Consider the following 26894-nt stretch of genomic DNA (forward strand, 5'->3'; position numbering starts at 1 on the left):
TTCTCTTAGTATTTTCTGAATTATTTCCAAAGAAATAATTCAGAAAATACAGAAAAATATCGTAATTATTTGTAGAAGTCTGTTATAATATACAAAAATGAAAACGCTTTAAAGGGGGATGTAATCAGTATGATGATGAATGTACCGCTAACAATTAGTTCTATGATGGAAAGAGCAGAGAAACTGTTTTCGAAGAAAGAAATTGTTTCACGGACACATGATACAGTTACGACGTTAACGTATAAGCAGTTAGGTGAAAGGACGAGAAGACTTTCTAGTGCACTGCAAAAGCTTGGAATTAAAGAAGGCGAACGTGTAGGAACATTAGCGTGGAATCATCATCGACATGTGGAAGCGTATTTTGCTATTCCAGGTATTGCTTCCGTTTTACACACAATTAATATTCGTTTATCTCCTCAACATATTTCATACATTATTCAGCACGCAGAAGATCGAATTCTACTTATTGATGAAGATCTCGTACCACTCGTTGAAAATATTCAATCACAATTATCAACTGTACAAGCCTACATTATTATGACTGATAGAGATGAACTTCCAAATACGACGCTGGAGCCTGTATATCATTATGAAAAGCTATTAGAAGAAGGCGATCCAAATTTCCAATTTGTAAAAGATATTGATGAAAATACACCTGCTGGTATGTGTTATACGTCAGCGACTACAGGAAATCCAAAAGGTGTTGTGTATACGCATCGTAGTACGGTATTACACTGTATGGCACTTGGTTTAGCTGATACAGCAGCTTTATCGGAAAGTGATGCAGCGATGGCAATCGTCCCGATGTTTCATGTAAACGCTTGGGGACTTCCTTTTGCAGCTACTTGGTTTGGATCAAAACAAGTTCTTCCTGGACCAATGTTTACTCCAAAAATTTTATTAGAAATGATTCAATCAGAAAAAGTGACGTTAGCTGCGGGTGTGCCGACAATTTGGCTTGGTGTATTACAAGAGTTAGAAAATAATAGTTACGATTTATCTAGTATGACGAGAATACTATGCGGAGGTGCAGCTGCACCAAAAAGTGTTATTAAAGCATTTGAACAGAAATACAATGTTCCGTTCATACATGCATATGGTATGACTGAAACGAGTCCACTCGTAACACTTGCACGTTTAAAAAGTTATGAAACAGAATTATCGTATGAAGATCAACTAGAAATCCGCTCAAAACAAGGATATCTTGTACCTGGTGTAGAGATGAAAGTAGTCGGTACAAATGGTGAAGTGAAGTGGGATGGTATGGAGATGGGAGAATTATGTTTACGAGCGCCATGGATCGCTGAAAGCTATTATAACGATGATCGTACTGTCGAAGGTTTTCGAGATGGATGGCTATATACTGGTGATGTTGTCACAGTTGATGAGGAAGGCTGCGTAAAAATCGTTGACCGTACGAAGGATGTTATTAAAAGCGGGGGAGAATGGATTTCCTCAGTTGATCTTGAAAATGCTTTAATGGCACATGATGCTATATTTGAAGCGGCTGTCGTTGCGATTCCGCACCCGCAGTGGCAAGAGCGCCCTGTTGCCTGCGTTGTTCAAAAGAAAAATAGTACGGTTACAAAAGAAGAAATATATGAGTTTTTAAAACCACAGTTTGCGAAGTGGTGGTTACCAGATGATATTGTATTTATGGAAGAAATACCGAAAACATCTGTTGGGAAGTTTTTAAAACAGGCGCTTCGGAAAGAACTTGAGCATTTGCATAAAGAGGAGTAATCGAATTCTTGTTTGTAAACTTAAATTCATTTTCAGTTGACAAAAAAGAAGTAGAAAGATAATATAATTTCTGTAATATGTTATCTGAAAACAATTTAAAGTTTACAAATAGGAGAAGCAAATATGAATACAAAAAACTTAGTTTTCGTCGCTTTATTTAGTTCTATTATGGGAGTGTTAGGGTTAATACCTCCGATTGCTCTTTCTATTACACCGGTTCCAATTACATTACAATCACTTGGTGTTATGCTTGCCGGTGGATTATTAGGATCTCGCCTTGGTGCGTTAAGCCAGGTAATATTTCTATTAGTTGTAGGAGTAGGAGCACCATTACTTTCAGGTGGGCGTGGGGGTCCAGGTGTATTTGTTGGACCAAGTGCAGGATATTTACTTGGTTATATCATTGGAGCGTTCGTCATTGGTTATTTAATTGAGCGTTTACGTGAAGTTTCTATTATAAAAGTATTATGTATTAATATAATTGGTGGTATTTTCGTAGTTTATGTATTTGGTATTACTGTACAAGCTTTCTTAATGGATGTTTCTGTATGGGAGACAATGAAAGTGAGTGCTGTATTTTTACCAGGGGATTGTATAAAAGCAATTATTGCGGCAGTTCTCATAACAAAATTACATCGTTCATTGAAACACATTATTACGCCCGCTCTAAAGAACGGGAAATATACAAATGCGGGATAAGAAAGAGAAGAAACACGTTCATTGCGTGTTTCTTTTTATTATTTTGTAAAGAAAGGATATCTCATATGGGAATTACGAAAGAATATAAAAAGTATGCCTCTTTACAACCGAATAAAATAGCGATTAGAGAAAATAATAGAGTATTAACATATAAAGAATGGTTCGAGTCGGTTTGTAAAATAGCAAATTGGTTACGCGCAACAGAATCGAAGAATAAAACAATAGCAATCATGTTAGAAAATCGTATAGAGTTTTTACAACTATTTGCGGGTGCCGCTATGGCCGAATGGATTTGTGTGCCATTAGATGTGAAATGGAAAAAGGATGAACTAAAGGAAAGACTAGCAATTAGTAATCCAGATATGATTGTGGCGGAACGATATAAATTAAATGATATATCAGATGAAGACGGAAGAGTAATTGAAATGGATGAATGGAAAAGAATAATAGAGAACTATCATTCTACAGATCATCCTGCAAAAAGTGTACAAAATGCTCCTTTTTATATGGGATTTACATCCGGATCAACTGGAAAAGCAAAAGCATTTTTACGTGCACAACAATCATGGGTTCATAGTTTTGATTGTAATGTACATGACTTTCATATGAAAAGGGAGGATTCAATTTTAATAGCTGGGACGCTCGTCCATTCTCTTTTCTTATACGGAGCAATTAGTGCATTATATGTAGGACAAACGGTGCATATTATGAGAAAGTTTATTCCGAATCAAGTGTTGGATAAGTTGAAAACTGAAAAAATTTCGGTCATGTATACAGTTCCAACAATGCTTGAATCTTTATATAAAGAAAATAGAGTAATAGAAAATAAAATGAAAATTATTTCATCAGGAGCAAAATGGGAAGCTGAAGCGAAAGAAAAAATAAAGAATATCTTTCCTTATGCGAAAAGATATGAATTTTATGGTGCATCAGAGCTAAGTTTTGTAACAGCATTAGTCGATGAAGAAAGTGAAAGAAGACCGAATTCAGTAGGAAAACCTTGTCACAATGTGCAAGTCCGAATATGTAATGAAGCAGGTGAAGAAGTACAGAAAGGTGAAATAGGAACTGTTTATGTGAAAAGTGATCAGTTTTTTATGGGTTACATATTAGATGGGATTTTAGTTCCAGAGTTGACTGCAGATGGCTGGATGACAGTGCGAGATGTAGGCTATGAAGAGGAAGAAGGCTTTATATATATTGTTGGTAGAGAAAAGAATATGATTTTATTTGGAGGAATTAATATTTTCCCAGAAGAAATAGAAAGTGTATTACATGAACATCCAGCTGTAGATGAAATAGTTGTAATTGGTGTGAAAGATAGTTACTGGGGTGAAAAACCTGTCGCCATCGTCAAAGGAAGCGCTACGAAGCAACAGTTAAAGAGTTTTTGCTTACAACGATTAGCTTCTTTTAAAATACCGAAAGATTGGCATTTTGTTGATAAAATCCCTTATACAAATAGCGGGAAGATTGCTCGTGTTGCAGCGAAAAGTATGATTGAAAATCGGGAGAAAATATATGAATAGAGCAGTTATTGTAGAGGCGAAAAGAACACCTATTGGTAAGAAGAATGGAATGTTAAAAGAGTATGAAGTTCAGCAATTAGCAGCACCACTTCTTTCATTTCTAGGTAAAGGGATTGAGAGGAAAATAGATGATGTCATATTAGGTAATGTTGTTGGACCGGGAGGGAATGTTGCAAGATTATCTGCTTTAGAGGCAGGACTTTGCTATCATATTCCTGGTGTAACGATTGATCGGCAATGTGGTGCTGGTTTAGAAGCAATTCGAACTGCGTGTCATCTCATTCAAGGCGGGGCAGGTAAGTGCTATATCGCCGGAGGAGTAGAGAGTACAAGTACGTCACCTTTTCAAAAAAGAGCACGATTTTCACCTGAAACAATTGGTGATCCTGACATGGGAGTAGCGGCTGAATATGTTGCGGAGCGTTATAACATAACGAGAGAAATGCAAGATGAGTACGCTTGTCTGAGTTATAAGCGGACACTGCAAGCGTTAGAAAAAGGCTATATACATGATGAAATATTTTCTTTTAATGGATTATTAGATGAATCTATAAAGCCAGAAATGAATTTTGAGCGAATCATTAAAAGAACAAAACCCGCATTTTTACAAAATGGTACAGTAACGGCAGGTAATTCATGTGGTGTAAATGATGGGGCATGTGCTGTTCTTGTAATGGAAGAGGGACAAGCCCTAAAGTTAGGTTATAAACCTGTCCTTCGTTTCGTTCGAAGTGCGGTAGTAGGAGTGGATCCAAATCTTCCGGGGACTGGTCCGATATTTGCGGTGAATAAATTATTAAATGAGATGAATGTAAAAGTAGAGGACATTGATTATTTCGAAATAAATGAAGCATTTTCTGCAAAAGTTGTTGCTTGTGCCAAGGAATTGCAAATTCCGTACGAAAAATTAAATGTAAATGGTGGTGCAATTGCACTCGGTCATCCGTACGGTGCATCTGGGGCTATGCTTGTAACACGTTTGTTTTATCAGGCGCAAAGGGAGCGTATGAAGTATGGAATTGTGACATTAGGAATAGGGGGCGGGATAGGGCTTGCGCTATTGTTTGAGAAAGTAGAAGACTAGCAAGGTAACTAGTTTTCTACTTTTTGAGGAACATAGGCATTGCTACCAGGTTTTGCTTTTGTTTCATTCCAAGCAGCGATAGCAGCAACTTTTGATTTTCCTTTATTATTTGGATCTTCGAAAAAGTCGCGAGTAAAGCGATTGTATTCAAACTGCGCGCTAATAGTTGTTTTGTATGTAGGATCTTTTTTTCGTTCGTTTTCTTCATACCAAAACGTTATCGCGTCTTCATATGTTTTTCCAACATTCTCTTTAAAAAACTTTTGAAGAGCTACTGTAAAGCGGAAGTTTGCTCCGATTTTTTCTTTGAAAAAGGAACGAACATCTTCGCTACAGCGGTGATTGTTAGTAATAATCGTTTGAAGAGAAAGGTCTTTATAAGAGAGGGAAGCTTTACTCACCTTTTGAGCAGAACTGTTTTTTAATATTTTACCAGTAGTTAAATAATGTGAGATGCGCTCGGCTATTTCGGTTTTAGAGCCACTAGCTGGTAAACCATGCTCACGACAAAATGCTTGGAGTTCTGCTTTTAACCAATAATAGCTTTGGAAATCTTCAAGAGATATAGATTTTGTTAAAGGTGGATGCATAGATGTAACAACTTCTTTCTTCCATAATTTCCTTTAATTATAAAACGTATGTTCTTTTTATGGAAGGGTTTATTTGTAAGTTTAATGAGAAGAGGAGATTGTATATGGAAAATGTAATGCAAGTTCGTGTTACTGGAATTTTAATTGAAGATGAAAAGTTATTGCTAGTAAAGCAAAAAGTTGCTAATCGGAATTGGTCTTTACCTGGAGGAAGAGTGGAGAATGGTGAAACGTTAGAAGAAGCGATGATTAGAGAAATGAGAGAAGAAACGGGATTAGAAGTTAAAATTAAGAAGCTACTCTATGTTTGTGATAAACCAGATGCTTTCCCGTCTTTATTGCATATTACATTTCTGCTCGAAAGGATTGAAGGTGAAATTACGTTACCTTCTAACGAGTTTGATCATAATCCAATTCATGATGTACAAATGGTGCCAATTATAAAATTAAGTCATTATGGTTTTTCAGAAACTTTTATTACTCTTATCAGTGCAGGTTTTTCGAATGCAGGGAGTTATCAAGGATTGAAACAAAATATTGGCCTATAAATATAGAGGAAGGATAGCATATAGCTATCCTTCACAAAAATATTTTACACCGCCGACTGTAAAGAAGAAACAAGTTGATTTAAAAATTCATCTCCGCTCATAATCACTTTCCCACCGCCGCGAGCACTCTTTTTATTTCCGCCCCCTTTTCCTTCAATTGTAGGAAGAGCATCTTTTAAAAGAGCATTCATATCGAGCGTTACGGTTTTTCCGCAAGCGAGAATACATTGTAGTTTGTCATCATTTTCAATAACGAAATACGTAATTGCATGCTCTTGTTGTTCTGTAATGATAGCTGATAGTTTTGCAATTTCTTGCATAGAACGATCTGTAAATGCTTTAGAAATAAGTAACCCAGCATGTATTTCTATAGACTGTTGCAGTAATTCATTTGCCTCTGCAAATAATAATTTTTCATTCATTGTTTGTATTGCTTTTTCGTTTTCTTTTTGAGAAGTAAGCAGTTGTGCTACTTTTGCCGGAATATCATTCTCGCTACTGTTTAATTGTTTAGAAACATCTTTCATAATTTGTTGCTGTTGTCTCATTAATTTAAGTGTACGCCAACCAGCGATAAAGGTTAATCGTATACCACCTTTATTGCGCTCCCATCCTAATATTTGAATAGGACCAACTTCACCAGTATGTTTCGGATGTGTTCCACCACAGCCGTTGTAGTCGTAATTTTCGATAATAACAACACGTATATTCTCTGTCACAGTTGGTTCTTTACGAAGAGGTAATGTTTTTGCTTCTTCTAAGTCCATCCACTGGATATGAATTGGATGGTTTTCAAAAATGATTTTATTGGCAATTTGTACGGCCTTGTCAACCGTTTCTGTAGGCAAGTTTGCTGTTTCTAAATCAATTGTTATCGTTTCTTTTCCAAGATGGAATCCAATAGTAGGTATGTTGAAATAGTCCCAAAAAGCAGCAGATAAAATGTGCTGAGCTGCATGTTGCTGCATATGATCAAACCGGCGCTCCCAATTGATTTTACCTTCTACGTCTTCTGTGTGTAATTGTTCTGCAATGAAGTGGCGGATTTCTTCGTCGACTTCTTCAACATCAAATACAGTAATACCATTTAAAGTTCCAGTGTCATGTGGTTGTCCGCCACCAGTCGGATAAAATGCTGTTTCGTTTAAAACAACGTATAAGTTACCGTTTTTATCATAATCTTGCTTTATAACTTTAGTAGTAAATTCTTGCTTATAAGCGTCAGTGTAATATAATTTGTGCTCCAATTTTCTTTCTCCTCTCGCATTAACTAGTTTCATTGTAAAGCAATTGAAATTAGTTTCCTAATATTTCAGAAGAAAGAAACTATTTTTAGAATTTTCTTGCTATAATAAGAAGAAAATGCGGGGGTGGAATGAATATGTTATATGAAAATGGCGTAGATAAATTGCTTAGTTTAGGCAGAAATATTTCTGAATTATATCGAGAATTAAACGAAATGACCCGGATTTTAACGGATTGTAATCAAGAAAGTGTGAAGTTTGATCGATTATATGTAAAAGAGTTACTTTGGAAGAAAGAAGATGTAATAGAGAAATATGACCAGCTACTTGTACAACTTTGTATTAATGAATGCTTTGATCTAAAAAGTGTCATTACAGGGGAGTATAAGTATACATATGAAGAAGTAGAAAACATCGTTTTACAATTTAATGAGAAGTATAATGTTGCAATATTAATTAAAGATGTTTGTAAAGAATTACAGTTTACATATGGCATAGATATGGATATAACGAGAACAGCGAGGGTATCAACAGCTCAAGTATAAAAGGGAAAAGAAAGCAGATCCTTTGCTTTCTTTTTTTATGTAAAAATAGGGAGAGAAGGTTTGAAGATGAAGGGGAAGTTACAAAATATTCATCCGTTAGGAATGACAATTATAATAGGAACTTTATTTGCGAGGTTCGCCACGTCAATGAGTATTCCTTTTTTAGCAATTTATTTAACTACTGTTAAAGGCGTATCAGCTGGAATGACGGGTGCTATTATCGGAATGAGTGCACTTGTGGGAGTGTTTGCTAGTTTTATCGGAGGGAATTTATCAGATCGATTTGGCCGAAGTACGATTATAATATGGTCCATGATCGTTTGGGTGTTTGTATTTATAGGTTTTTCGCTTGCGAATCATGTTTTAAGTTTCTTTTTATTAAATGCTTTGAATGGATTATGTCGGTCTTTTTTTGAACCGACGTCAAGAGCATTATTATCAGATTTAACAAAACCAGAGTATCGTTTACTCGTATATAATTTGCGTTACGGTGCAATAAATGTTGGCGTAGCGATTGGTCCGCTTGTCGGATTGCAGATTGGAAGCGCAAAATCAACAATTCCTTTTTTAGTAGCAGCTGGAGTATACATTCTATATACAGCTATATTAACGTTCCAATTTAAGAAGTACCCAATTGAAAAAAAGAAAGTAAATGCAGAAAAGCCTGTCACAATGTTAAATGCAATTCGCATTTTGCGGAAGGATGTAGTATTTTTAGTTGCCTTAGTCGGTATTATTTTGAGTAATTGTGGTTTTTCTCACTTAACGACAACGGTATCTCAATATTTTGCAAATGCACATATATTTCAGGATGGGGTAAAATTATTTTCATATATGTTAGCTTTAAATGCGATTGTTGTAGTAGTAATTCAATACCCTGTTATTCAAATATGTAAAAAGTATACACCGTTAGTATCCATTATGGTGGGAACTTTATTTGTGAGCGGGGGATTATTTGGCTTTGGAATAGTAGAATCTATGCTAGGTGCTGCAGTCTGTACAATTATTTTTACAATTGGAGAAGTCTTAATGTTTTCAATGACGGATGTATTTATTGATGATATTGCTGTTGCGCATCTAAAAGGAACATACTTCGGAGCGATGGGCTTTTCAGGAATTGGAGCAGTAATTGGTCCGTGGTTTGGGGGAGTACTTCTCGATTACTACGGATATCAAAATGGATTTATTGTCTTTTCAGCGCTAGCTATATTTTCAACTGTAGCATTTCCTGTACTTTTAGTTACAAAAGGTTTATTGAAAAAAAGATATGATAGAAATTGTAATTTAGAAATACATGCGAAATAAAATAGGCCCCAGCAGATGACTGGGGCCTATTTTTGTATTTATTTTACTTCTCAATTTGAAAAAGAACTTTTTTTTCATGTTTATTAGCAACTTCATTTTTGGAAATATGAATGGCTAAATATCCATTCTCTAAGCAGGCTAGCATCTTCTTATAAATGATAGTAGCGGGTAAGGGAATAATCCGCTGCAAAGAAATATTTTTATGAAGTATGCAAATGTTTAGGCCTGTCTCCATCTTTTTAATGAGTACATTTTGTTCAGTTACATTTGGTACATCTGTTTCCAAAATGTATTCTTGTTCAGTTTCACAAAGATCAATATGAATTTGATTTGGAAAACTAAAGTTACTACAAGAATCAGAACAAAATTGATCCATCCATTCTTCGAAACCATCAACATGAAAAAGACAATCCTTCTTTTTCTTGCCCATGTAAGACACCCTCCGTAAAATCTCAATTCATACTATGTTATGCATGAATGAAGTAGGGGTGAAGAATAAATGGAAAAATATAAACATTGTATGTGGCAAAGATAACTAATGTGAATGCTTTGTTTTACATATCATGATGCGCATGTTTTTTTTGGCGTGAATGGTTACGGTTTTTCACTTTATGAGATCCACTTAATGGTTCAGGTTGTCCTTTATTTTCTTTCGTTTCACGATTGTTTTTGCTCATTGTCTGTGACACCTCCTCTTTCTCTTTAGAATGAGAGAAGTTGGTGATTTTATACGAGAATGTTTTTAGAAAAAAAGGTAAAGATAAATGAGACTAACTATTATGGAAAGGGGATTGTATAATGCCATATCATAAAGATAAGCAACAAGCTTTTCAAGCAGCGCAGCAAGGAGTTACACAAGCAGAAAACGCATTTAACAACATTGTAAAAAATGATCCAAACTACGGTCATGATTTAAAAGAGTTACGCCAAGAGGTTCAGGAAGCATATGAACAAATTCAAAATGCATTAGAAGTAGCTTCAGAAACACAACGTCCACAACTTGAGCAATATGAAAATAATCTCCAAAATATTATGCGAAATGTAGATCAATTAGAAAAGTAAATAAGGTTGTTGTTTATTCGACAACCTTGTTGCTTTCATGAATGTTATGTTAAAACAGAAAATTTTTTTAATCGTTTTTTCTTTATTATGCGCAGTACATATATTTCAAGTGGAAAAAGTGGAAGCGAAAATGTTGCTCAGAAAAGAGCTAGAACCAACCGGTTATGTAACATGGGAAGTACCTAATAATGAAAAAATTATTGCCATTACATTTGATGATGGACCAGATCCAACGTATACACCACAAGTTTTAGATTTATTACGTCAATATAAGGCTGAAGCGACATTTTTTATGATTGGATTTCGAGTTCAGCGTAATCCATACTTAGTAAAGCAAGTTTTAAAAGATGGGCATGAAATTGGAAATCATACGATGAATCATTTGTATGCAAATAACTCATCTGATGAAAAATTAAAAAATGACATTCTGGACGGAAAGAAATATTTTGAAAAATGGGTGAAAGAGCCTTTGTTGTTCCGTCCTCCAGGCGGATATATTAACGATGCTGTATTTAAAACAGCTAAAGAAGCCGGTTATCAAACTGTTCTATGGTCGTGGCATCAAGACCCACGTGATTGGGCAAATCCAGGGGTTGAATCCATTGTCAATCATGTAGTGAAAAATGCTAAAAGTGGAGATATAGTATTGTTACATGATGGTGGAAATGATCGTAGTCAAACAGTAGCAGCGCTAGCAAAAATTTTGCCTGAGCTTCACAAACAGGGCTATCGATTTGTAAAGGTTTCGGAATTGCTACGTTATAAACATTAGAAAAAATCCCAAAAGGCAGGTGTACCTTTTGGGATTTTTCGTTACTGGTTTTTTTTACGTTTCTTATTATTTTGTCGCTCTGCAGGAGTTAAATTCTCATTTGCAAATTCTTCGTTATAACCAACACCTTGTCCTTGTGCGGATGCAGCATTCATTCCTGAAATAGTATGATTTGCTTTTCGTTTACCCATTTTATTTCACCTCTATAACATTTTTTGTATGTTGCATGATGAACAGTCCATAGTATGTATGAACTGTAAGTAAACCGCTGATAGAGCACTTTACTTTATGATAATAGTATTCATAAGGAGCATGAAAGCTATTCAAATTTAGAAACATAAAGAAAACTTATGATAATCTATAAGTTTCTTATTATTTACTTATTTAGAAAGTTGTAATAAGATATTATCGTAAGGTATTGAAAAGTTTGTCTACATTTTATATTCAGACAACTTAGTCACGTTTAACAGGGGGGAAACATAATGGTCAAACATAATCCATTTCAATCACGTGCAACTTTCGAAGTAGATGGAAAAACGTATCATTATTATGATTTGAAAGCGCTTGAAAATACAGGGGTTGGCAACGTATCTCAATTACCATATTCCGTGAAAGTTTTACTTGAATCAGTACTTCGTCAAGTAGACGGACGTGTAATCACAGAAGAGCATGTTACAAATTTAGCGAAATGGGGAACGAAAGATGTGCAAGATATCGATGTTCCATTTAAACCATCTCGTGTAATTTTACAAGATTTCACTGGTGTTCCAGCTGTTGTTGATTTGGCTTCGCTTCGTAAAGCAATGGCGGACATGGGCGGAGATCCTGATAAAATTAATCCTGAAATTACTGTAGACCTTGTAATTGACCACTCTGTACAGGTTGATAGAGCGGGTACGGCAGACGCGCTTGCATTCAACATGGACTTAGAGTTTAAACGTAATGAAGAACGTTATAAATTTTTAAGCTGGGCACAAAAATCATTTGATAACTATCGTGCGGTTCCACCAGCAACAGGTATTGTACACCAAGTAAACCTTGAATATTTAGCACCAGTTGTTCATGCTGTGAAAAATGCTGAAGGTGATTTAGTTGCATACCCAGATTCATTAGTTGGAACAGATTCACATACAACAATGATTAACGGTATCGGTGTTCTTGGATGGGGTGTTGGTGGTATTGAAGCAGAAGCAGGAATGCTTGGACAGCCTTCATACTTCCCAGTACCTGAAGTAATAGGTGTGAAATTAACTGGTACACTTCCAAGTGGTACTACAGCAACAGACGTTGCATTAAAAGTAACACAAGTATTACGTCAAAAAGGTGTAGTTGGTAAATTCGTTGAGTTCTTCGGTAATGGACTACAGAGCATGCCTTTAGCTGACCGTGCAACAATTTCAAATATGGCACCAGAATACGGCGCAACTTGTGGATTCTTCCCAATCGATGATATTTCATTAGAATACTTACGTTTAACAGGTAGAGATGAAGAGCAAATTCGCATTGTTGAAGAATACTGTAAAGCGAACGGTTTATTCTATACAGCAGACAGTAAAGATCCAATCTACACTGATCTTGTTGAAATTGATTTAAATACAATTGAATCTAACCTTTCTGGACCGAAACGCCCACAAGATTTAATTCCACTTTCAGATATGAAAGATGCGTTCCACAAAGCCGTTGTAGCACCAGTTGGAACACAAGGACTTGGATTTAATGAGCAAGAGTTCGATAAAGAAGTGAAGGTTACATTAGAAGATAAAGAAGTAACGATGAAAACAGGTGCAATTGCAATCGCTGCAATTACAAGCTGTACAAATACATCAAACCCATACGTATTAATTGGAGCAGGTCTAGTTGCGAAGAAAGCAATTGAAAAAGGACTTGTAGTACCTGAGTACGTAAAAACATCATTAGCACCAGGATCTAAAGTTGTTACAGAGTACTTAGATAAGTCAGGTTTAACAACGTATTTAGATCAATTAGGTTTCCAAACAGTTGGTTACGGCTGTACGACTTGTATCGGTAACTCTGGTCCATTAGCGCCAGAATTAGAAGAATCAATCGCAGCAAATGATTTATTAGTAACATCTGTTTTATCTGGTAACCGTAACTTTGAAGGTCGTATTCATCCGCTTGTAAAAGCAAACTACTTAGCATCACCACCACTTGTTGTGGCATATGCACTTGCAGGTACTGTTGATATTGACCTGAAAAATGATGAAATCGGTAAAGATGCAAATGGCAATGCTGTTTACTTCAATGATATTTGGCCATCAGCTAAAGAAATTGAAGATGTAGTTCAAAATGTTGTTACATCTGAACTGTTCAAGAAAGAATATGCACAAGTATTTAACAGTAATGAACGCTGGAATGAAATCCAAACTTCAAACGAAGCTTTATATACTTGGGATAATGATTCAACATACATTCAAAACCCACCATTCTTTGAAGGGTTATCTAAAGAGCCAGGTGAAGTTGAAACGTTATCAGGTTTACGCATAGTTGGTAAATTTGGTGATTCTGTAACGACAGACCACATTTCACCAGCAGGTTCAATTGGTAAGCACACGCCAGCTGGACGCTACTTATTAGAAAACGGCGTACAACCAGTTGACTTTAACTCTTACGGTTCTCGTCGTGGTAATCATGAAGTTATGATGCGTGGTACATTTGCAAACATCCGTATTAAAAACCAAATCGCACCAGGAACAGAGGGCGGATATACAACATATTGGCCAACTGGTGAAGTAACATCTATCTATGATGCTGCTATGAAATATAAAGAAGATGGAACAGGTCTTCTAGTTGTTGCTGGTAAAGATTACGGTATGGGAAGCTCTCGTGACTGGGCTGCGAAAGGTACTAACTTATTAGGTATTAAAGCAGTAATCGCAGAAAGCTTCGAACGTATTCACCGCAGTAACTTAGTGTTAATGGGCGTATTACCACTTCAATTTAAAGATGGCGAAAGCGCTGAAACATTAGGTCTTGTTGGTAACGAGTCATTTGAAATTCAAATCGACAAAACAGTTAGACCACGCGATCTTGTAAAAGTAGTTGCAACTGATTTAGATGGAAACGAAAAACAATTTGAAGTAGTAGCTCGTTTCGATAGTGAAGTTGAAATTGACTACTACCGTCACGGTGGTATTCTGCAAATGGTTCTTCGTGAGAAAATCGAAGAGTCTAAAGTGTCAAACTAAATAATTGAAATGAACGATAAGGAAGCTGACAATTGTTAGCTTCCTTATTTTATGGAAAGGGATGAAACCATATGGTTTCATCCCTTTCTTTTTACTATAAAAAATGGGGGGAACGTCATGAAAGAGTATAAAAGAATATTGTTACCATTACGACAGGAGAAAATATTAGTTATAGCAGCCATTTGTAGTGGAATTATAGCTGCTATTTTAAACTTATCGCGCCCAATCTTCATGGGGGTAATTGTAGACAATCTTATTCAAAGGGAGTTAAAAGGTGCCTATTTATATATAGCTTTGTTTTCGGGTAGTCGCTTTTTGATGTGGACGAACAATCTTCTATTTGATTATATAAGTTCAAAAGCGAGTCAACGTATATTACAAACGAAACGTATAGAATTATTGCGTCACTATTTCTCATTACCGTTTGAAGAGAGTGAGAAGATTAAGCAAGGAGAGTTAGAAACTTTGGTCGTGTCTGATATTCCGAATTGGGTCAGATTATATGGCTCTATATTAATAGAGTATATACACGCTATTGCCCAATTTATTGGAGCTTTCATAGCATTACAACATATAGATATACAGTTTATATTGTGGGTAACTCCGTTTTTATTTTTAAGTGCAATTGTTCCAATACTGATGGGAGAAAAGGTAAGGGATATTGCAAGCATTGCTCAAAGCAATCAATCGAGTGTTGTAGAGATGGTGTCACAGTTTGTAAAAGGTATACAAGATTTACGGAGTTTACAAAAAGAAAAATGGGCCATTCGCTTATTTAAAGGAGTAACAGCACAATCTTATAAAACAGAAGTAAAGAAGACGATGATGCAACACTGCATTGGAGTAGTTGGAACAGCGATTGAAACAGGAGCATATATCGTTGTTCTCATTATAGGCACGCAAAAAATAATGAAGGGGGAAATGGAAGTTGGTTCAATTGTTGCCGTGTTAGCCACAATTGAACTGCTCTTTTTTCCAGTTCGTTACGTTGGCGATTTATTAATGATGACACAAGTAGCGGCCGCTTCGGCAAATAGAGTTTTTTGTTTTTTAGATAAACGAGCGGCAGATAGTAATGTAGAAAGAGCGATGGGGATGAGGATAACAAATGTTTCATTTCAGGAAAATGATGGAGAGAAATGCAGAATTCATAATATTGATTTGCACATTCGTCCTGGTGAACTCGTTATGATTGTAGGAGAAAGTGGTGCAGGAAAAACAACGCTTTTAAAATTAATGACAGGGTTGTATAAACCAACTAACGGTAGCGTTGTTTATTATGGTAATGAGGCTCGTATGACTACAGTGTGGCAAGAACCTCGTTTCTTTCGGACGACAGTAAAAGAGAATATGTATTTCGGAGAAGAGTATTTAGAAAAACAGTTAGAAAAAAATATTGAACTCGTTAATGTGAAGCCGATAATTAGGGGGATATCTGAAGGGATTCAAACTGTATTACATAAAAGTGGTGAAGAGTTTTCGGGAGGAGAAAGGAAACGTCTTGCATTATTACGTGCCATTGTTTCAAATCCGAATCTTATTATTTTAGATGAACCGACCGCTGGACTAGATCTGGATAATCAAGAAGTAGTTTGGAATATGCTTAAAGGGTTAGGAAGAAATGTAACGAGAATTGTGACAACACATGATGTCGAGAGGGCGATGATAGCGGATCGAGTTGTTGTCATGAATAATGGAATTGTTGTGGAATGTGGGGACCCTAGAGAATTATTAACATATAAGTCGTTTTTCAAAAAGATGTTAATAAAAAGATAAGAGCGACATAGTGCTCTTATCTTTATTCATTCTTATTAAGTTGATACGTATAAGACTCAGTATCGTTAGTACTAAACTCTTTCATTAGAGTCAGTTGGTTTGTATCTGGATTATATTTGAAAATTTTGACCGTATGTTCACTACTTAGAGATGGATTATATTCTTGAATGGCAAATGTATTTTCAGCAATCTGTGTCATATTACTGGTCGAAACATTTTCTATAGAATCATGATTTGTAGAAATTTCAACGACTCTTTCACCATTGAAAAATAAAAGAACAATTACTAAAACAACTAAACATATTCGTATATAACGAAGTTCTTTACTTATAGGATGTTCTCCCAAAATAATAATCCCTCCTATAACTATTGTATAGTAGTGGTGGTAGTCGTCATGAAGACACTAAGAACACCAAGGCCGGCTAATAGGATAAATGAGATTAAAGCGATATAGAGGCAAATACGTCCCACTTGCTTTTTTTCAGGATCTTTACTGAAGAGCGAGATGATCCAAGTAATAATACCGATTGGGGAAATATAAAGCTAAGAATATATAATAGTATTTTTTCAAATAAATTCATAAAAACATCCTCCTTTTTGAAATTTCTATATGTGCAGTTTTCTTCTAATTAATGCTGTCGTTATGTAGGAAAGTACAGAATAAACAGCACTAAAAACGATCCAAGCATCAAAGCTTTGTAAAGCTAGGTGTAAGTCAAATTCAGAGACGATAATGAAAAATATAAAAGGGGCAGTAAAAGAAATAATAATAGCAGCCCATTTAAATTTGTATAGCAAACTGCTCAAACAAATACATAGTAATGGTAAAGTGAAAAAAACGAAAGCGAAAGGGTTGATAAGTAATTGTAAAATACATATCACCTCGCAATTTTTGTATATATTTCTAATTATATGATAAAAAGGTAAATATTTCATTAGAATTACAAATATTCCGATTATTTCGACTGTGAATATTTCCAAGCTCGTCCGTATAAGCTAAAATAAGGTATATAGCATTTTGATGAATGTGTTAAAAGAAGATAAATACGTTAGGGTGATATAAAATGTGGCGGAAGCTTACGATTATTGTAGTGTTACTTTGTTTAGCCGGATATGCAGCTTATGAACAGTTTGGTAAAAAAGAGCAGTCGGTACAAGGAAAACAAGAAAAAAGTGAAGCTGTTATGAAAGAGATGATTGCAAGAAATGGTATTGAAATAGGGAAGGTAGCACCTGATTTTGAATTAGCGAAGTTAGACGGAACAAAAGTGAAATTATCGGACTTAAAAGGAAAGAAAGTGATTTTAAACTTTTGGGCAACGTGGTGTGGACCTTGTCAGCAAGAAATGCCTGATATGGAGGCTTTCTATAAAGAACATAAAGGAAACGTAGAAATTTTAGCAATCAATTATACGCCTTCAGAAAAAGGTGGGGGAGAAGAAAAGGTAAGCAATTTTGCTAAAGAAAAAGGAATTACTTTTCCTGTTTTATTGGACAAGAACATTGATGTAACGACAGCGTATAAAGTAATTACGATCCCAACTTCGTATTTTATAGATACAAAAGGTGTCATTCAAGATAAGTTTATTGGGCCGATGACGCAAAAAGAGATGGAAAAAAGGATTACGAAATTAAAGTAATGGTGAAAAGGTAGAGATGGAAAGTAGCCATTTCTGCCTTTTCTTTTTCAAGTAGTGAAAGCTTCATGATATGATAAAAGAAATATAATTGTTAAGAGATAAAGGAGTGTATGGAGTGGGGAATATATCCTTACCGTTAGATTATGTTGTAATTGATTTTGAAACAACAGGATTTAACCCTTATAATGATAAAATTATTCAAGTTGCAGCAGTGAAATATCGTAATCATGAACTAGTAGATCAATTTGTTTCCTATGTGAATCCAGAACGTCCAATTCCGGACCGAATAACGAGTTTAACGGGTATTACTAATTATCGTGTTTCAGATGCGCCGACGATTGAAGAAGTGTTACCTTTATTTTTAGCATTTTTACATACAAATGTTATTGTCGCCCATAACGCTTCTTTTGATATGCGCTTTTTGAAAAGTAATGTAAATATGCTGGGGCTGCCCGAACCTACAAATAAAGTAATTGATACTGTATTTTTAGCAAAGAAATACATGAAGCATGCGCCTAATCATAAACTTGAAACGTTAAAACGAATGCTTGGAATTCGTTTAAGCTCCCATAATGCATTTGACGATTGTATTACATGTGCTGCTGTTTATCAAAAATGTGCATCTTTTGAAGAAGAAGGACAGAGAAAAGTAAATAAGGTCTTACTCGATGAAACCGTAGTATACGAAGCGGTGAAAGAAATGCTTGCCCGTAATAAACGTAATGTAGAATGGCTACGTTGTATGAATGTAGGAAGTTATTTAGATATAAAAGCTTTTTATCCAGTTATGAGATTAAAGGTAAAAGGGCGAAAGAAATATGTATTAACAGAGATATTAGAAGATGATGTGAAAGAAATATGTACAAGCTTAACATGTGAACCAGCGTTAAAAAGTGAAGCTGGTAATACGAGAATTATGCTGAATAGCTTAGAGGATGTTATGAAATTAGAAAGTTATATTTTAGAACAGTATGATTTTGTATTACAAGCGCTTCATGATTATAAAGAAAATGAAATGAATGCAAATGAAAAGTTGAAAGAGTATTTAAATATTATGGTATGAAAAACTCCGTGTGCAATATATTGTACACGGAGTTTTTTTAGGAGTACTAAAACATAAAATTTTCTTGCAAATCTGATTAAAGAGTTTTTCGTTTGCTCATACTATGTAATAAGAAAGCGAAGGAGAGAGGGTGAACAACATGAGAAGAAGTCGCCGTAAATCGTTTGAAGAACTTGTAAATGAAAATAAACAACAATTATTAAGCGATCGTGATGCAATTGATCGCATTGAAGAGCGCATTGAAAAACGTTATGAAATGAAACTTTTTAAGCAAGCTGAATAATTCTTAACACTAGTACGATACTAGTGTTAAGGAGGCGATAGTAATGGGTAATCCGAAAAAAAATTCAAAAGACTTTGCACCGAATCATATTGGAACACAATCGAAAAAAGCTGGTGGAAATAAAGGAAAGCAAATGCAAGATCAAACGGGTAAACAACCGATTGTTGATAACGGTTAAAAAGAAGAATGTTATCATTCTTCTTTTTTGTGAGGGAATGAAAGATGAGTTTTTAGCAGTAATATGAAAAAAAGGGCTGACAAAAGTCAGCCCTTTTTCGTAATCGTAAAATTTTCAACGAGTAAACGCCAATTTTGTGGGAATGGTAAACCAATCTTCCAATAGCTAATGCCGCCTATCCCTTGCTCTTTCATTAAATTAAATTTACTTTGAACAGACCGTGAATCTTCAAACCAAACTTCGTGTTGCACGCCGTTTTCATCAAAATAATTAAAATGAGGAGCTTGGGCTGTGAAATCATAGCGAATAGGAACATTGTATTTACGAGCTAGTGCAACAGCTGCGACAGAGCTAATTGCTTTTGCGGGGGGATTTCCTTGTTTGAACGGTAGTTTCCAATCAAAACCGTATAAATTTTGCCCCATCATAATTTTTTGTGGAGGCATTTGAGATTTTGCGTATTGAAGTACTTCTTTTACAGGACCGATAGGAGAAATCGCCATCGGTGGCCCGCCTTGCCAACCCCAGTCGTATGTCATAATGACGACGAAATCAACGATTTGTCCTTGTGCTTTATAGTCGTGAGCTTCAAAAAACTTTCCTTTTTGATTTGAACTTGTTTTCGGTACGAGAGTTGTGCTTAATGTGTATCCGCTAGGTAAGCGTGTTTTTACATTTCGTAAAAAGCGATTATACGCTTCGCGGTCTTCAGGTGCTACACTCTCGAAATCGAAATGAATGTCTCGCATGCCATATTTTTCAGCTGTTTGCAAAATGTTCGTAATAAATTTGTTTTGAATCGTTGCGTCGCGTAAAATAACCGATGTTAGATCGGCACTGAAATTACCATTTTCAATATTTGTAATAACGAGCATAGGAATCGTTTTACCTTGCGTTGCAATATTGGCGATTTTAGCTGTTTCAGTGGGTTCTTTTAATGTGCCATCTCTTTTTGCCTCAAAACTAAAATAAGCTAAGTATGTTAAAAATGGATTGATGGCACGTGTAGCATTAACTAAACTCTCTTTAATTGGTATAGTTGAAGGTTGTAGATAAGCGATGGATTCTACAGCTCGTTTTGTTCCTTTTGGTACATATAATTGTTGTCCGACATGGAGAATGGATTTTAAAGATAAATTATTAACCTTAGCTAAACTAGCGAGAGGGACATTGTATGTTTGAGAAATTCGATACAGGCTATCACCAGGCTGTACATAATAATTATTCCCTTTCGTATTAACGATAAGTGCCTGACCAACAACGAGTGTTTCAGCTGGATTTAGTCCATTGTCTTTTACTATTTCGTCAGGTGTTGATCCATATTTTGATGCCAAGCTATATACGCTATCCCCACTACGAACAGTTACAATTTGAATCATATGCTGGCTCCTTTCAGTAAAAGATTCACTATTTTTATTTTATTTTTGATGTCACTGTATTATGATTAAATGTGTGCAAGGTAGCAGAAGTGAAAGAAGGCGAATACATATGTTTGTAGCAGAACATGAAGTTGAAATCCGTTATGCGGAAACAGATCAAATGGGTGTTGTTTACCATTCAAACTACTTAGTGTGGCTTGAGTTAGGTCGCACGAAACTTATACAAGATTTAGGTTTTTCATATGTTGAAATGGAGAAAGAAGGAATTATTTCTCCTGTGTTAGATTTACAAATTTCATATCGTAAAGCGATGCGTTATGGAGAAAAGGCAATCGTAAAAACATGGGTAGATACTGTGAGCCCACTTCGCGTTGTATATGGATATGAAATATATAATGGTGATGGTGATCTTTGTATTACTGCAAGTACGACAAATATTTGTGCGAAAAAAGAAGGGTTCCGCCCTGTATCATTTAAAAAGTTATATCCTGAGTGGTATGCGAAATATGAGGAAATTAAGAAAAAATAAAAAAGCGTGGCAGAAGCCGCGCTTTTTTATTTTTCATAATTAAATTGTGGGAAGTCGTCACCTTCGTTAAGTGTAACAGATAAATTATGTCCATCGAAGAACCATTCATCATCGCCTTCAATAAAGAAGTTAATACCTTCTTCTTGAGTTTGCACAGCAGGGTGTGCAGGATCATCTTTACGAATACCTAAAGAAAGCCCTTTTTGCACAGTACTGCAACCACCGTATTGTACGAAAAAGCGTAGTGTTTCATTTGATTGTAAGTTTAATTCACTTTTATACCATTGTGCTGCTTCTTTTGTTACGGAAAGATTCATGTATAGTTCCTCCAAGTTATGTTGCTTTTTCTTTAGTATAAAAAATAACGCAAAAAGACGCTATTAATATGCTTCACGTTTTCTTTTTGCGTTATGTGGGTTACGATCTTATTTTTGCTTTTTTGAAAAGTTTGCTTTTGGCTCAGTTTTATTTATAATTCGTCCGATATTTGCACGGTGTTTATAAATAACCATACCTGCTAATAAACACATCGCAATAATGAAGATTTTATCCCCGCTAACAATGGATGCAATAACAGCAACAACTGCTGTTACCATAGAAGAAAGTGATACGTATCTTGTTGTAAATAAAAGGGTGAAAAATACAACAGCTAATATTGCAAAAACAACTGGTGAATAGCATAATAGCACCCCAGCAGAAGTTGCAACTGCTTTACCACCGCGGAATTTCGCGAAGATCGGGTAGACATGTCCAAGAACAGCCGCTAACCCGAACCATAGTGGGTGAATATCTAATCCGAAAATCATTGGTAGACTTGTTGCTAATGTCCCTTTTAAAATGTCAGCAATTGTAACGGTAAAACCTGCTTTTTTCCCTAATGTGCGGAATGTATTTGTTCCGCCTAGATTACCGCTCCCATGCTCACGAATATCGATTCCGTAGCCGATTTTTCCAACAACTAGTGCAAATGGAATCGAGCCAAGTAAGTAGGCAACGATAAATAAAAGATATGTAGTAACCATAAGTTCAGTCTCCTTTATTCAAATGTGTTGATAAAGGGTAAAAAGAGTTTTTCCCGTATATTGTACCATACATTTGTAAAGAGCACATTTCTTTTTTGTAAATGAAAAATTCATTATTTTGTGCAAAAAATTTCACAGGAATGTTACATTTCTCACAGAAACAGCAAGACTATATGTTGTAACATTTTAATCAAAAGACAACAACATATTGATGGAGGGTTACAAATGTTACAAAATAATACACGTGGAGAAGAAGAATTAATGAAAGTGTTCGAGACAATTGTCCACGGCAATGAACAAGACTTAATGCAAGAAAATGCAAATGTAGATGGCCGCTCTCCAATGGGCGTAATGGGAACATTTGCATCTGAGAGTGCAAAATATTATGCAGTTGAAAATTTATTATCAGATCAAGTGAAAAAAGCGATAAATGAAAATATATTATATCCACACGATTTAGATTTTTATGCGACAGGAACGACGACTTGTTCGCAAATTCCGTTAGCGCAAATGCTTGCTAACGGTTTTCATACTGGACATGGACATATGAGACAACCACAAGACATTAAAAGTGCATTGGCTCTTTCGTCTATTATTTTTCAAGCGAATCAAAATATGCAGCACGGTGGTCAATCGTTTGCACTCTTTGATATTGATTTAGCACCTTATGTACGAAAAACAATTGAGAGACATAAAAAACGATTACAATCATATCCGCTTACGAAAGAACAAATAGAAGAGTTCGCATGGAAAGAAACAGAAAATGATACGTATCAAGCGTGTGAGGCTTTCATTCATAATTCGAATAGTATGCATAGTAGGGGTGGTGGACAAGTACCGTTTATTTCTATTAATTACGGAACAGACACATCGAAAGAGGGACGACTTTTAATTAAGCAACTTTTAAGAGCAACGCAAGCGGGCCTTGGTAAAGGGGAAACACCGATTTTTCCGATTCAAATTTTCAAGATGAAAAAAGGTGTGAATTTTGAAGGAAGTGATCCGAACTACGATTTATTTGAATTAGCATTAGAGACAACCGCAGAGCGATTATTCCCTAACTTTTCATTTTTAGATGCTCCGTTTAATGCAGTGCATTATGATGGAAGACCAGAAAGTGAAGTATGTTACATGGGATGTCGTACTCGTGTTATGTCTAATATACATGGAGAAGAAACAGCGATTGGCAGAGGAAATTTATCATTTACGTCTATTAATTTAGTGAAATTAGCGTTAATTAGTGGTTCAAAAGAAGCATTTTTTGAAGCGCTAAACGATTATTTAGATTTAGGAATTAAGCAGCTACTAGAAAGATTCGCGTATCAATGTACGAAACGAGCAAGAGATTTTCAATTTTTATATTCACAAGGTGTATGGCGTGGTGGAGAAACGTTGCAGCCTGAAGACGCCGTAGCTCCGATTTTAAAACAAGGGACGTTAAGTATTGGTTTTATCGGTCTTGCGGAATGTTTAGTAGCTTTAACAGGAAAGCATCATGGGGAAGATGAAGAATCATGGAAACTTGGGTATGAAATTATTTCCTTTATGAGAGATAGAATGGATAAAGCGACAGAAGAATATCATCTGAATTTCTCAGTAATTGCAACTCCAGCAGAAGGATTATCAGGGAAGTTTGTGAAAAAAGATAGAGAAGAATTTGGTGAAATTAGTGGTATAACGAACCATAATTACTATACGAATTCATTCCATATCCCAGTTTACTATAGCATTCAAGCGATAAAAAAAATTCGTTTAGAAGGTCCGTTCCACGCTCTATGTAACGGAGGACATATTACGTATATTGAACTAGACGGAGCGGCAATGCATAATCAAAAGGCATTAAAACAAATTGTGAAAGCGATGGCAGAACATGGCGTTGGATACGGTTCAATTAATCATCCTGTTGATCGTTGTAAGTGCTGTAGTTATCACGGGGTTATTGGAAATGAATGTCCAAGTTGTGGGAATGAAGATGAGGCCAATATAGAAAGAATTCGCCGTATAACAGGCTATCTTGTAGGAGATATGTCGAAATGGAATAGTGCGAAACGTAGTGAAGAGATAGATCGGGTGAAGCATAAATGAAAGTGATGAATATTATTCATGATAGTGTAGTAGATGGAGAAGGATTGCGGACAGTCGTGTTTTTTGCGGGCTGTCCGCATCGTTGTTTCGGCTGTCACAATCCTAAATCGTGGAATATTTGCAATGGAATTGATATGACGGTAGAAGAAATTTTGAAAGAGATTGAAAGTAATCCATTAACTGATGTAACATTTTCAGGTGGAGATCCATTCTTTCAAGCATCTGAAGTGAAAAAGATAGCAAAAGCTGTGAAAGATTTAAAAAAAAACCTATGGATGTATACAGGTTATACGTTAGAAGAGATACAGAGTTCTCAAAATAATGATATGATAGAGTTGTTACATTATGGGGATGTTTTAGTCGATGGAAGATTTGAAATCGAGAAAAGAGATTTAACACTTCCATTTCGCGGAAGCTCCAATCAACGTATTATTCGATTGAAAGAGTAAAAAGGCGGGATAGATTATATGAATAAAACAGTATTGCTTGTTGAAGATGAAAGAAGATTACGTGAAATTGTTAGTGATTATTTTCGTAATGAAGGCTTTGAAGTAATTGAAGCAGAAGATGGGAAAAAAGCGTTAGAGTTATTTGCAGAGCATGAAATTGATTTAATTATGTTAGATATTATGTTACCAGAAATAGATGGATGGTCTGTTTGTAGACGAATTAGAAAAGAATCAGCAGTACCAATTATTATGTTGACAGCACGTTCGGATGAGGATGATACATTATTAGGTTTCGAATTAGGTGCAGACGAGTATGTAACGAAACCATTTAGCCCGAAAGTGTTAGTAGCTCGTGCAAAGACGTTATTGAAACGTGCGGATGGTGCGGTAGGAGTAGCCGAAGAAAATGCTATGTCTTTAGCTGGAATAGAAGTGAATCGTCTATCAAGGACCGTTTTAGTAGATGGAGAAGAAATTATATTGACGCATAAAGAATTTGAACTTCTCGTTTATTTAATGGAGAACAAAGGAATTGTGTTGTCGCGTCAACATTTATTAGATCAGTTATGGGGATATGACTACTATGGTGATGACAGAACGGTTGATACGCATATTAAAAAACTACGAAATAAGCTAGGAGATAAAGCGAAGCATATCGGTACGGTTATTCGAGTTGGTTATAAATTTGAAGAATAATCTGGACCGAATTGTGTAATTTAGCCTAGAAAAATGGTGATTTTATCTTCTCTTTTAAAGGTAGAATGTACAAAAAATACTTTTCTTGTCTACAATGCTAGATAGGAGTATTTTTTTAATTGGATTTCACGATGAGTTCACAAGAAGGACACAAAACGTGACTATACTGAAAATACGAATTCACCAGAGAGGGGAAATAAAACATGGGATATTACGACGGACCAAATTTAAATGAAGAGCATAGTGAAACGAGAGAAGTGAGAAAATCAGGAAGTAAAAAAGGTTATTTCTTCACAGGTTTAGTCGGAGCTGTAGTCGGAGCGGTTTCGATTAGTTTTGCAGCACCATATATGCCATGGGCTCAAAATAATGGAGCGCCAGTATCATCGTTTAGTTCGGATTCAAAAGTAGAAGGTACTGTAGTTCCTGTTGTAAATAAAGCGAAAAATGAAACTGATTTACCTGGTATGATCGAAGGGGCGAAAGATGTTGTTGTAGGTGTTATTAATATGCAACAAAGTGTAGATCCATTTGCAATGCAACAGGCAGGTCAAGAACAAGAAGCTGGATCAGGATCAGGTGTTATTTATAAAAAAGCAGGTAATAAAGCATATATTGTAACGAACAACCATGTAGTCGACGGAGCGAATAAACTTACTGTAAAATTAAGTGATGGTAAAAAAGTTGATGCGAAATTAGTTGGGAAAGACCCTTGGTTAGATTTGGCTGTTGTGGAAATTGACGGGTCAAATGTTAATAAAGTTGCGAGTTTAGGTGACTCAAGTAAGCTTCGTGCTGGTGAGAAAGCAATTGCAATTGGTAACCCATTAGGATTTGACGGAAGTGTAACGGAAGGTATCATTAGTAGTAAAGATCGTGAAATTCCAGTTGATATTGATGGGGACAAACGCCCAGACTGGCAAGCACAAGTTATTCAAACAGATGCAGCGATTAACCCTGGTAATAGTGGTGGCGCATTATTTAACCAAAACGGTGAAGTAATCGGTATTAACTCAAGTAAAATAGCTCAGCAATCAGTAGAGGGAATTGGTTTTGCAATACCAATTAATATCGCGAAACCAGTCATTGAATCACTTGAAAAAGATGGAGTAGTGAAACGTCCGGCACTTGGTGTAGGTGTTGTTTCATTAGAAGATGTGCAAGCTTATGCAGTAAATCAATTGAAAGTGCCGAAAGAAGTAACAAATGGTGTTGTATTAGGTAAAATTTACCCAATATCGCCAGCAGAAAAAGCTGGTTTAGAGCAATATGATATTGTAGTAGCATTGGATGGCCAAAAAGTAGAAAATTCACTTCAATTCCGTAAATATTTATATGAAAAGAAAAAAGTAGGCGAGAAAGTAGAAGTTACATTCTATCGCAATGGTCAAAAAATGACGAAAACAGCTACATTAGCAGATAATTCAACTACTAAGAATCAATAATCGGAATAAAAGAAAGTCTCTT

General features: G+C 35.6%; 29 protein-coding genes and 1 pseudogene. 20 read left to right on the forward strand and 10 right to left on the reverse strand.

Translation table 11 applies throughout. The features are described 5' to 3' along the window. The first annotated feature begins 129 nt into the window (after positions 1-129). The 4 genes from COK05_RS00560 (at position 130) to COK05_RS00575 (ending at position 5055) form a co-directional block, all read left to right on the forward strand. Positions 130-1743, forward strand: coding sequence for a long-chain fatty acid--CoA ligase (locus COK05_RS00560; protein ID WP_098611037.1), 1614 nt, complete (start codon positions 130-132; stop codon positions 1741-1743). Between the two features lie 123 nt (positions 1744-1866). After that, a complete protein-coding gene (locus tag COK05_RS00565) occupies positions 1867-2442 on the forward strand; it encodes a biotin transporter BioY (RefSeq protein WP_098611038.1) in 576 nt (191 codons plus the stop codon). Between the two features lie 65 nt (positions 2443-2507). Then, entirely contained in the window at positions 2508-3971 is a 1464-nt protein-coding gene (locus COK05_RS00570) for an acyl-CoA synthetase (protein WP_098611039.1), read from the forward strand. Then, positions 3964-5055, forward strand: a complete 1092-nt coding sequence (locus COK05_RS00575; protein ID WP_098611040.1) for an acetyl-CoA C-acyltransferase — start codon at positions 3964-3966, stop codon at positions 5053-5055. The genes COK05_RS00570 and COK05_RS00575 overlap by 8 nt, the downstream gene beginning before the upstream one ends. An 8-nt stretch (positions 5056-5063) precedes the next feature. Here the strand turns inward: COK05_RS00575 and COK05_RS00580 are convergent, their stop codons facing one another. Next, positions 5064-5645, reverse strand: coding sequence for a DUF6434 domain-containing protein (locus COK05_RS00580; RefSeq protein ID WP_098611041.1), 582 nt, complete (start codon positions 5643-5645; stop codon positions 5064-5066). A gap of 104 nt (positions 5646-5749) precedes the next feature. On the opposite strand from COK05_RS00580, the gene COK05_RS00585 reads away from it, so the two are divergent. Then, the gene (locus COK05_RS00585; RefSeq protein ID WP_098611042.1) at positions 5750-6193 is read left to right on the forward strand and encodes an NUDIX hydrolase; all 444 of its coding nucleotides are present in this window, start codon (positions 5750-5752) and stop codon (positions 6191-6193) included. 44 nt (positions 6194-6237) lie between these two features. Here COK05_RS00585 and COK05_RS00590 read toward each other — a convergent pair whose 3' ends face one another. After that, a complete protein-coding gene (locus COK05_RS00590) occupies positions 6238-7440 on the reverse strand; it encodes an alanyl-tRNA editing protein (RefSeq protein WP_176539398.1) in 1203 nt (400 codons plus the stop codon). A 134-nt stretch (positions 7441-7574) separates the two neighbouring features. Between COK05_RS00590 and COK05_RS00595 the strand changes: the two genes are divergently transcribed. Both COK05_RS00595 and COK05_RS00600 read left to right on the forward strand, forming a co-directional pair. Continuing rightward, the gene (locus COK05_RS00595) at positions 7575-7982 is read left to right on the forward strand and encodes a hypothetical protein (RefSeq protein ID WP_141538840.1); all 408 of its coding nucleotides are present in this window, start codon (positions 7575-7577) and stop codon (positions 7980-7982) included. Between the two features lie 66 nt (positions 7983-8048). After that, entirely contained in the window at positions 8049-9287 is a 1239-nt protein-coding gene (locus COK05_RS00600) for an MDR family MFS transporter (RefSeq protein WP_098611045.1), read from the forward strand. 43 nt (positions 9288-9330) lie between these two features. Here the strand turns inward: COK05_RS00600 and COK05_RS00605 are convergent, their stop codons facing one another. Continuing rightward, positions 9331-9717: an Hsp20/alpha crystallin family protein gene (locus tag COK05_RS00605; RefSeq protein ID WP_141538841.1), complete on the reverse strand. Its 387-nt coding sequence runs from the start codon at positions 9715-9717 to the stop codon at positions 9331-9333. Positions 9718-9841: 124 nt separating this feature from the next. Continuing rightward, the gene (locus COK05_RS00610) at positions 9842-9964 is read right to left on the reverse strand and encodes a small acid-soluble spore protein P (protein ID WP_141538842.1); all 123 of its coding nucleotides are present in this window, start codon (positions 9962-9964) and stop codon (positions 9842-9844) included. Between the two features lie 121 nt (positions 9965-10085). Here COK05_RS00610 and COK05_RS00615 point away from each other — a divergent pair, with 121 nt between their 5' ends. Both COK05_RS00615 and pdaB read left to right on the forward strand, forming a co-directional pair. Next, complete coding sequence (locus COK05_RS00615) at positions 10086-10349, forward strand: hypothetical protein (RefSeq protein ID WP_001146295.1); 264 nt, start codon at positions 10086-10088, stop codon at positions 10347-10349. Between the two features lie 46 nt (positions 10350-10395). Continuing rightward, on the forward strand, positions 10396-11121 hold the full coding sequence (gene pdaB, locus COK05_RS00620) for a polysaccharide deacetylase family sporulation protein PdaB (protein WP_141538852.1): 726 nt from the start codon (positions 10396-10398) through the stop codon (positions 11119-11121). Positions 11122-11162: 41 nt separating this feature from the next. Here pdaB and sspO read toward each other — a convergent pair whose 3' ends face one another. Next, positions 11163-11312, reverse strand: a complete 150-nt coding sequence (gene sspO / locus COK05_RS00625) for an acid-soluble spore protein SspO (RefSeq protein WP_098611048.1) — start codon at positions 11310-11312, stop codon at positions 11163-11165. Between the two features lie 291 nt (positions 11313-11603). On the opposite strand from sspO, the gene acnA reads away from it, so the two are divergent. Next, complete coding sequence (gene acnA / locus COK05_RS00630) at positions 11604-14327, forward strand: aconitate hydratase AcnA (protein ID WP_098611049.1); 2724 nt, start codon at positions 11604-11606, stop codon at positions 14325-14327. 51 nt (positions 14328-14378) lie between these two features. Next, positions 14379-16103, forward strand: a complete 1725-nt coding sequence (locus tag COK05_RS00635; protein WP_141538843.1) for an ABC transporter ATP-binding protein — start codon at positions 14379-14381, stop codon at positions 16101-16103. A gap of 22 nt (positions 16104-16125) precedes the next feature. On the opposite strand, the gene COK05_RS00640 is transcribed toward COK05_RS00635, so the two are convergent. Together COK05_RS00640 and COK05_RS00645 are read right to left on the reverse strand one after the other, a co-directional pair. Then, positions 16126-16458 (reverse strand): YmzC family protein, encoded by a 333-nt coding sequence (locus COK05_RS00640; RefSeq protein ID WP_098611051.1) that lies wholly within the window; start codon positions 16456-16458, stop codon positions 16126-16128. 11 nt (positions 16459-16469) lie between these two features. Further along, positions 16470-16684, reverse strand: a pseudogene (locus COK05_RS00645) (hypothetical protein). 483 nt (positions 16685-17167) lie between these two features. Here COK05_RS00645 and COK05_RS00655 point away from each other — a divergent pair. The 4 genes from COK05_RS00655 to sspN all read left to right on the forward strand — a co-directional run bounded on the left by COK05_RS00655 (position 17168) and on the right by sspN (position 19267). Further along, positions 17168-17743, forward strand: a complete 576-nt coding sequence (locus COK05_RS00655; protein WP_098611053.1) for a TlpA family protein disulfide reductase — start codon at positions 17168-17170, stop codon at positions 17741-17743. 115 nt (positions 17744-17858) lie between these two features. Continuing rightward, positions 17859-18806: a 3'-5' exonuclease gene (locus COK05_RS00660; protein WP_098611054.1), complete on the forward strand. Its 948-nt coding sequence runs from the start codon at positions 17859-17861 to the stop codon at positions 18804-18806. A 139-nt stretch (positions 18807-18945) separates the two neighbouring features. Beyond that, complete coding sequence (locus COK05_RS00665) at positions 18946-19089, forward strand: FbpB family small basic protein (RefSeq protein ID WP_001254699.1); 144 nt, start codon at positions 18946-18948, stop codon at positions 19087-19089. A gap of 43 nt (positions 19090-19132) precedes the next feature. After that, complete coding sequence (sspN, locus tag COK05_RS00670) at positions 19133-19267, forward strand: acid-soluble spore protein SspN (RefSeq protein ID WP_000527987.1); 135 nt, start codon at positions 19133-19135, stop codon at positions 19265-19267. Between the two features lie 86 nt (positions 19268-19353). On the opposite strand, the gene COK05_RS00675 is transcribed toward sspN, so the two are convergent. Continuing rightward, the gene (locus tag COK05_RS00675) at positions 19354-20646 is read right to left on the reverse strand and encodes a glycosyl hydrolase family 18 protein (protein WP_000614855.1); all 1293 of its coding nucleotides are present in this window, start codon (positions 20644-20646) and stop codon (positions 19354-19356) included. A 109-nt stretch (positions 20647-20755) separates the two neighbouring features. Between COK05_RS00675 and COK05_RS00680 the strand changes: the two genes are divergently transcribed. Further along, positions 20756-21175, forward strand: coding sequence for an acyl-CoA thioesterase (locus COK05_RS00680; protein ID WP_000495808.1), 420 nt, complete (start codon positions 20756-20758; stop codon positions 21173-21175). A 26-nt stretch (positions 21176-21201) separates the two neighbouring features. Here COK05_RS00680 and COK05_RS00685 read toward each other — a convergent pair whose 3' ends face one another. Both COK05_RS00685 and plsY read right to left on the reverse strand, forming a co-directional pair. Further along, positions 21202-21492 (reverse strand): HesB/YadR/YfhF family protein, encoded by a 291-nt coding sequence (locus COK05_RS00685; protein ID WP_098611055.1) that lies wholly within the window; start codon positions 21490-21492, stop codon positions 21202-21204. A 108-nt stretch (positions 21493-21600) separates the two neighbouring features. Continuing rightward, the gene (gene plsY, locus COK05_RS00690; protein ID WP_000258974.1) at positions 21601-22197 is read right to left on the reverse strand and encodes a glycerol-3-phosphate 1-O-acyltransferase PlsY; all 597 of its coding nucleotides are present in this window, start codon (positions 22195-22197) and stop codon (positions 21601-21603) included. 225 nt (positions 22198-22422) lie between these two features. Between plsY and COK05_RS00695 the strand changes: the two genes are divergently transcribed. The 4 genes from COK05_RS00695 to COK05_RS00710 all read left to right on the forward strand — a co-directional run bounded on the left by COK05_RS00695 (position 22423) and on the right by COK05_RS00710 (position 26872). Beyond that, positions 22423-24282 carry an anaerobic ribonucleoside triphosphate reductase gene (locus COK05_RS00695; RefSeq protein WP_098611056.1) on the forward strand — a complete coding sequence of 620 codons (1860 nt, stop codon included), beginning with the start codon at positions 22423-22425 and terminating at the stop codon, positions 24280-24282. Next, the gene (gene nrdG / locus COK05_RS00700; RefSeq protein ID WP_098611057.1) at positions 24279-24731 is read left to right on the forward strand and encodes an anaerobic ribonucleoside-triphosphate reductase activating protein; all 453 of its coding nucleotides are present in this window, start codon (positions 24279-24281) and stop codon (positions 24729-24731) included. The genes COK05_RS00695 and nrdG overlap by 4 nt, the downstream gene beginning before the upstream one ends. A gap of 18 nt (positions 24732-24749) precedes the next feature. After that, positions 24750-25427: a response regulator transcription factor gene (locus COK05_RS00705; protein ID WP_001044679.1), complete on the forward strand. Its 678-nt coding sequence runs from the start codon at positions 24750-24752 to the stop codon at positions 25425-25427. 203 nt (positions 25428-25630) lie between these two features. Then, complete coding sequence (locus COK05_RS00710; protein ID WP_098611058.1) at positions 25631-26872, forward strand: S1C family serine protease; 1242 nt, start codon at positions 25631-25633, stop codon at positions 26870-26872. Positions 26873-26894: the final 22 nt, after the last annotated feature.

Source organism: Bacillus cereus, assembly GCF_002567495.1.
In the GTDB taxonomy this organism is placed as follows: Bacteria; Bacillota; Bacilli; order Bacillales; family Bacillaceae_G; genus Bacillus_A; species Bacillus_A cereus_AQ.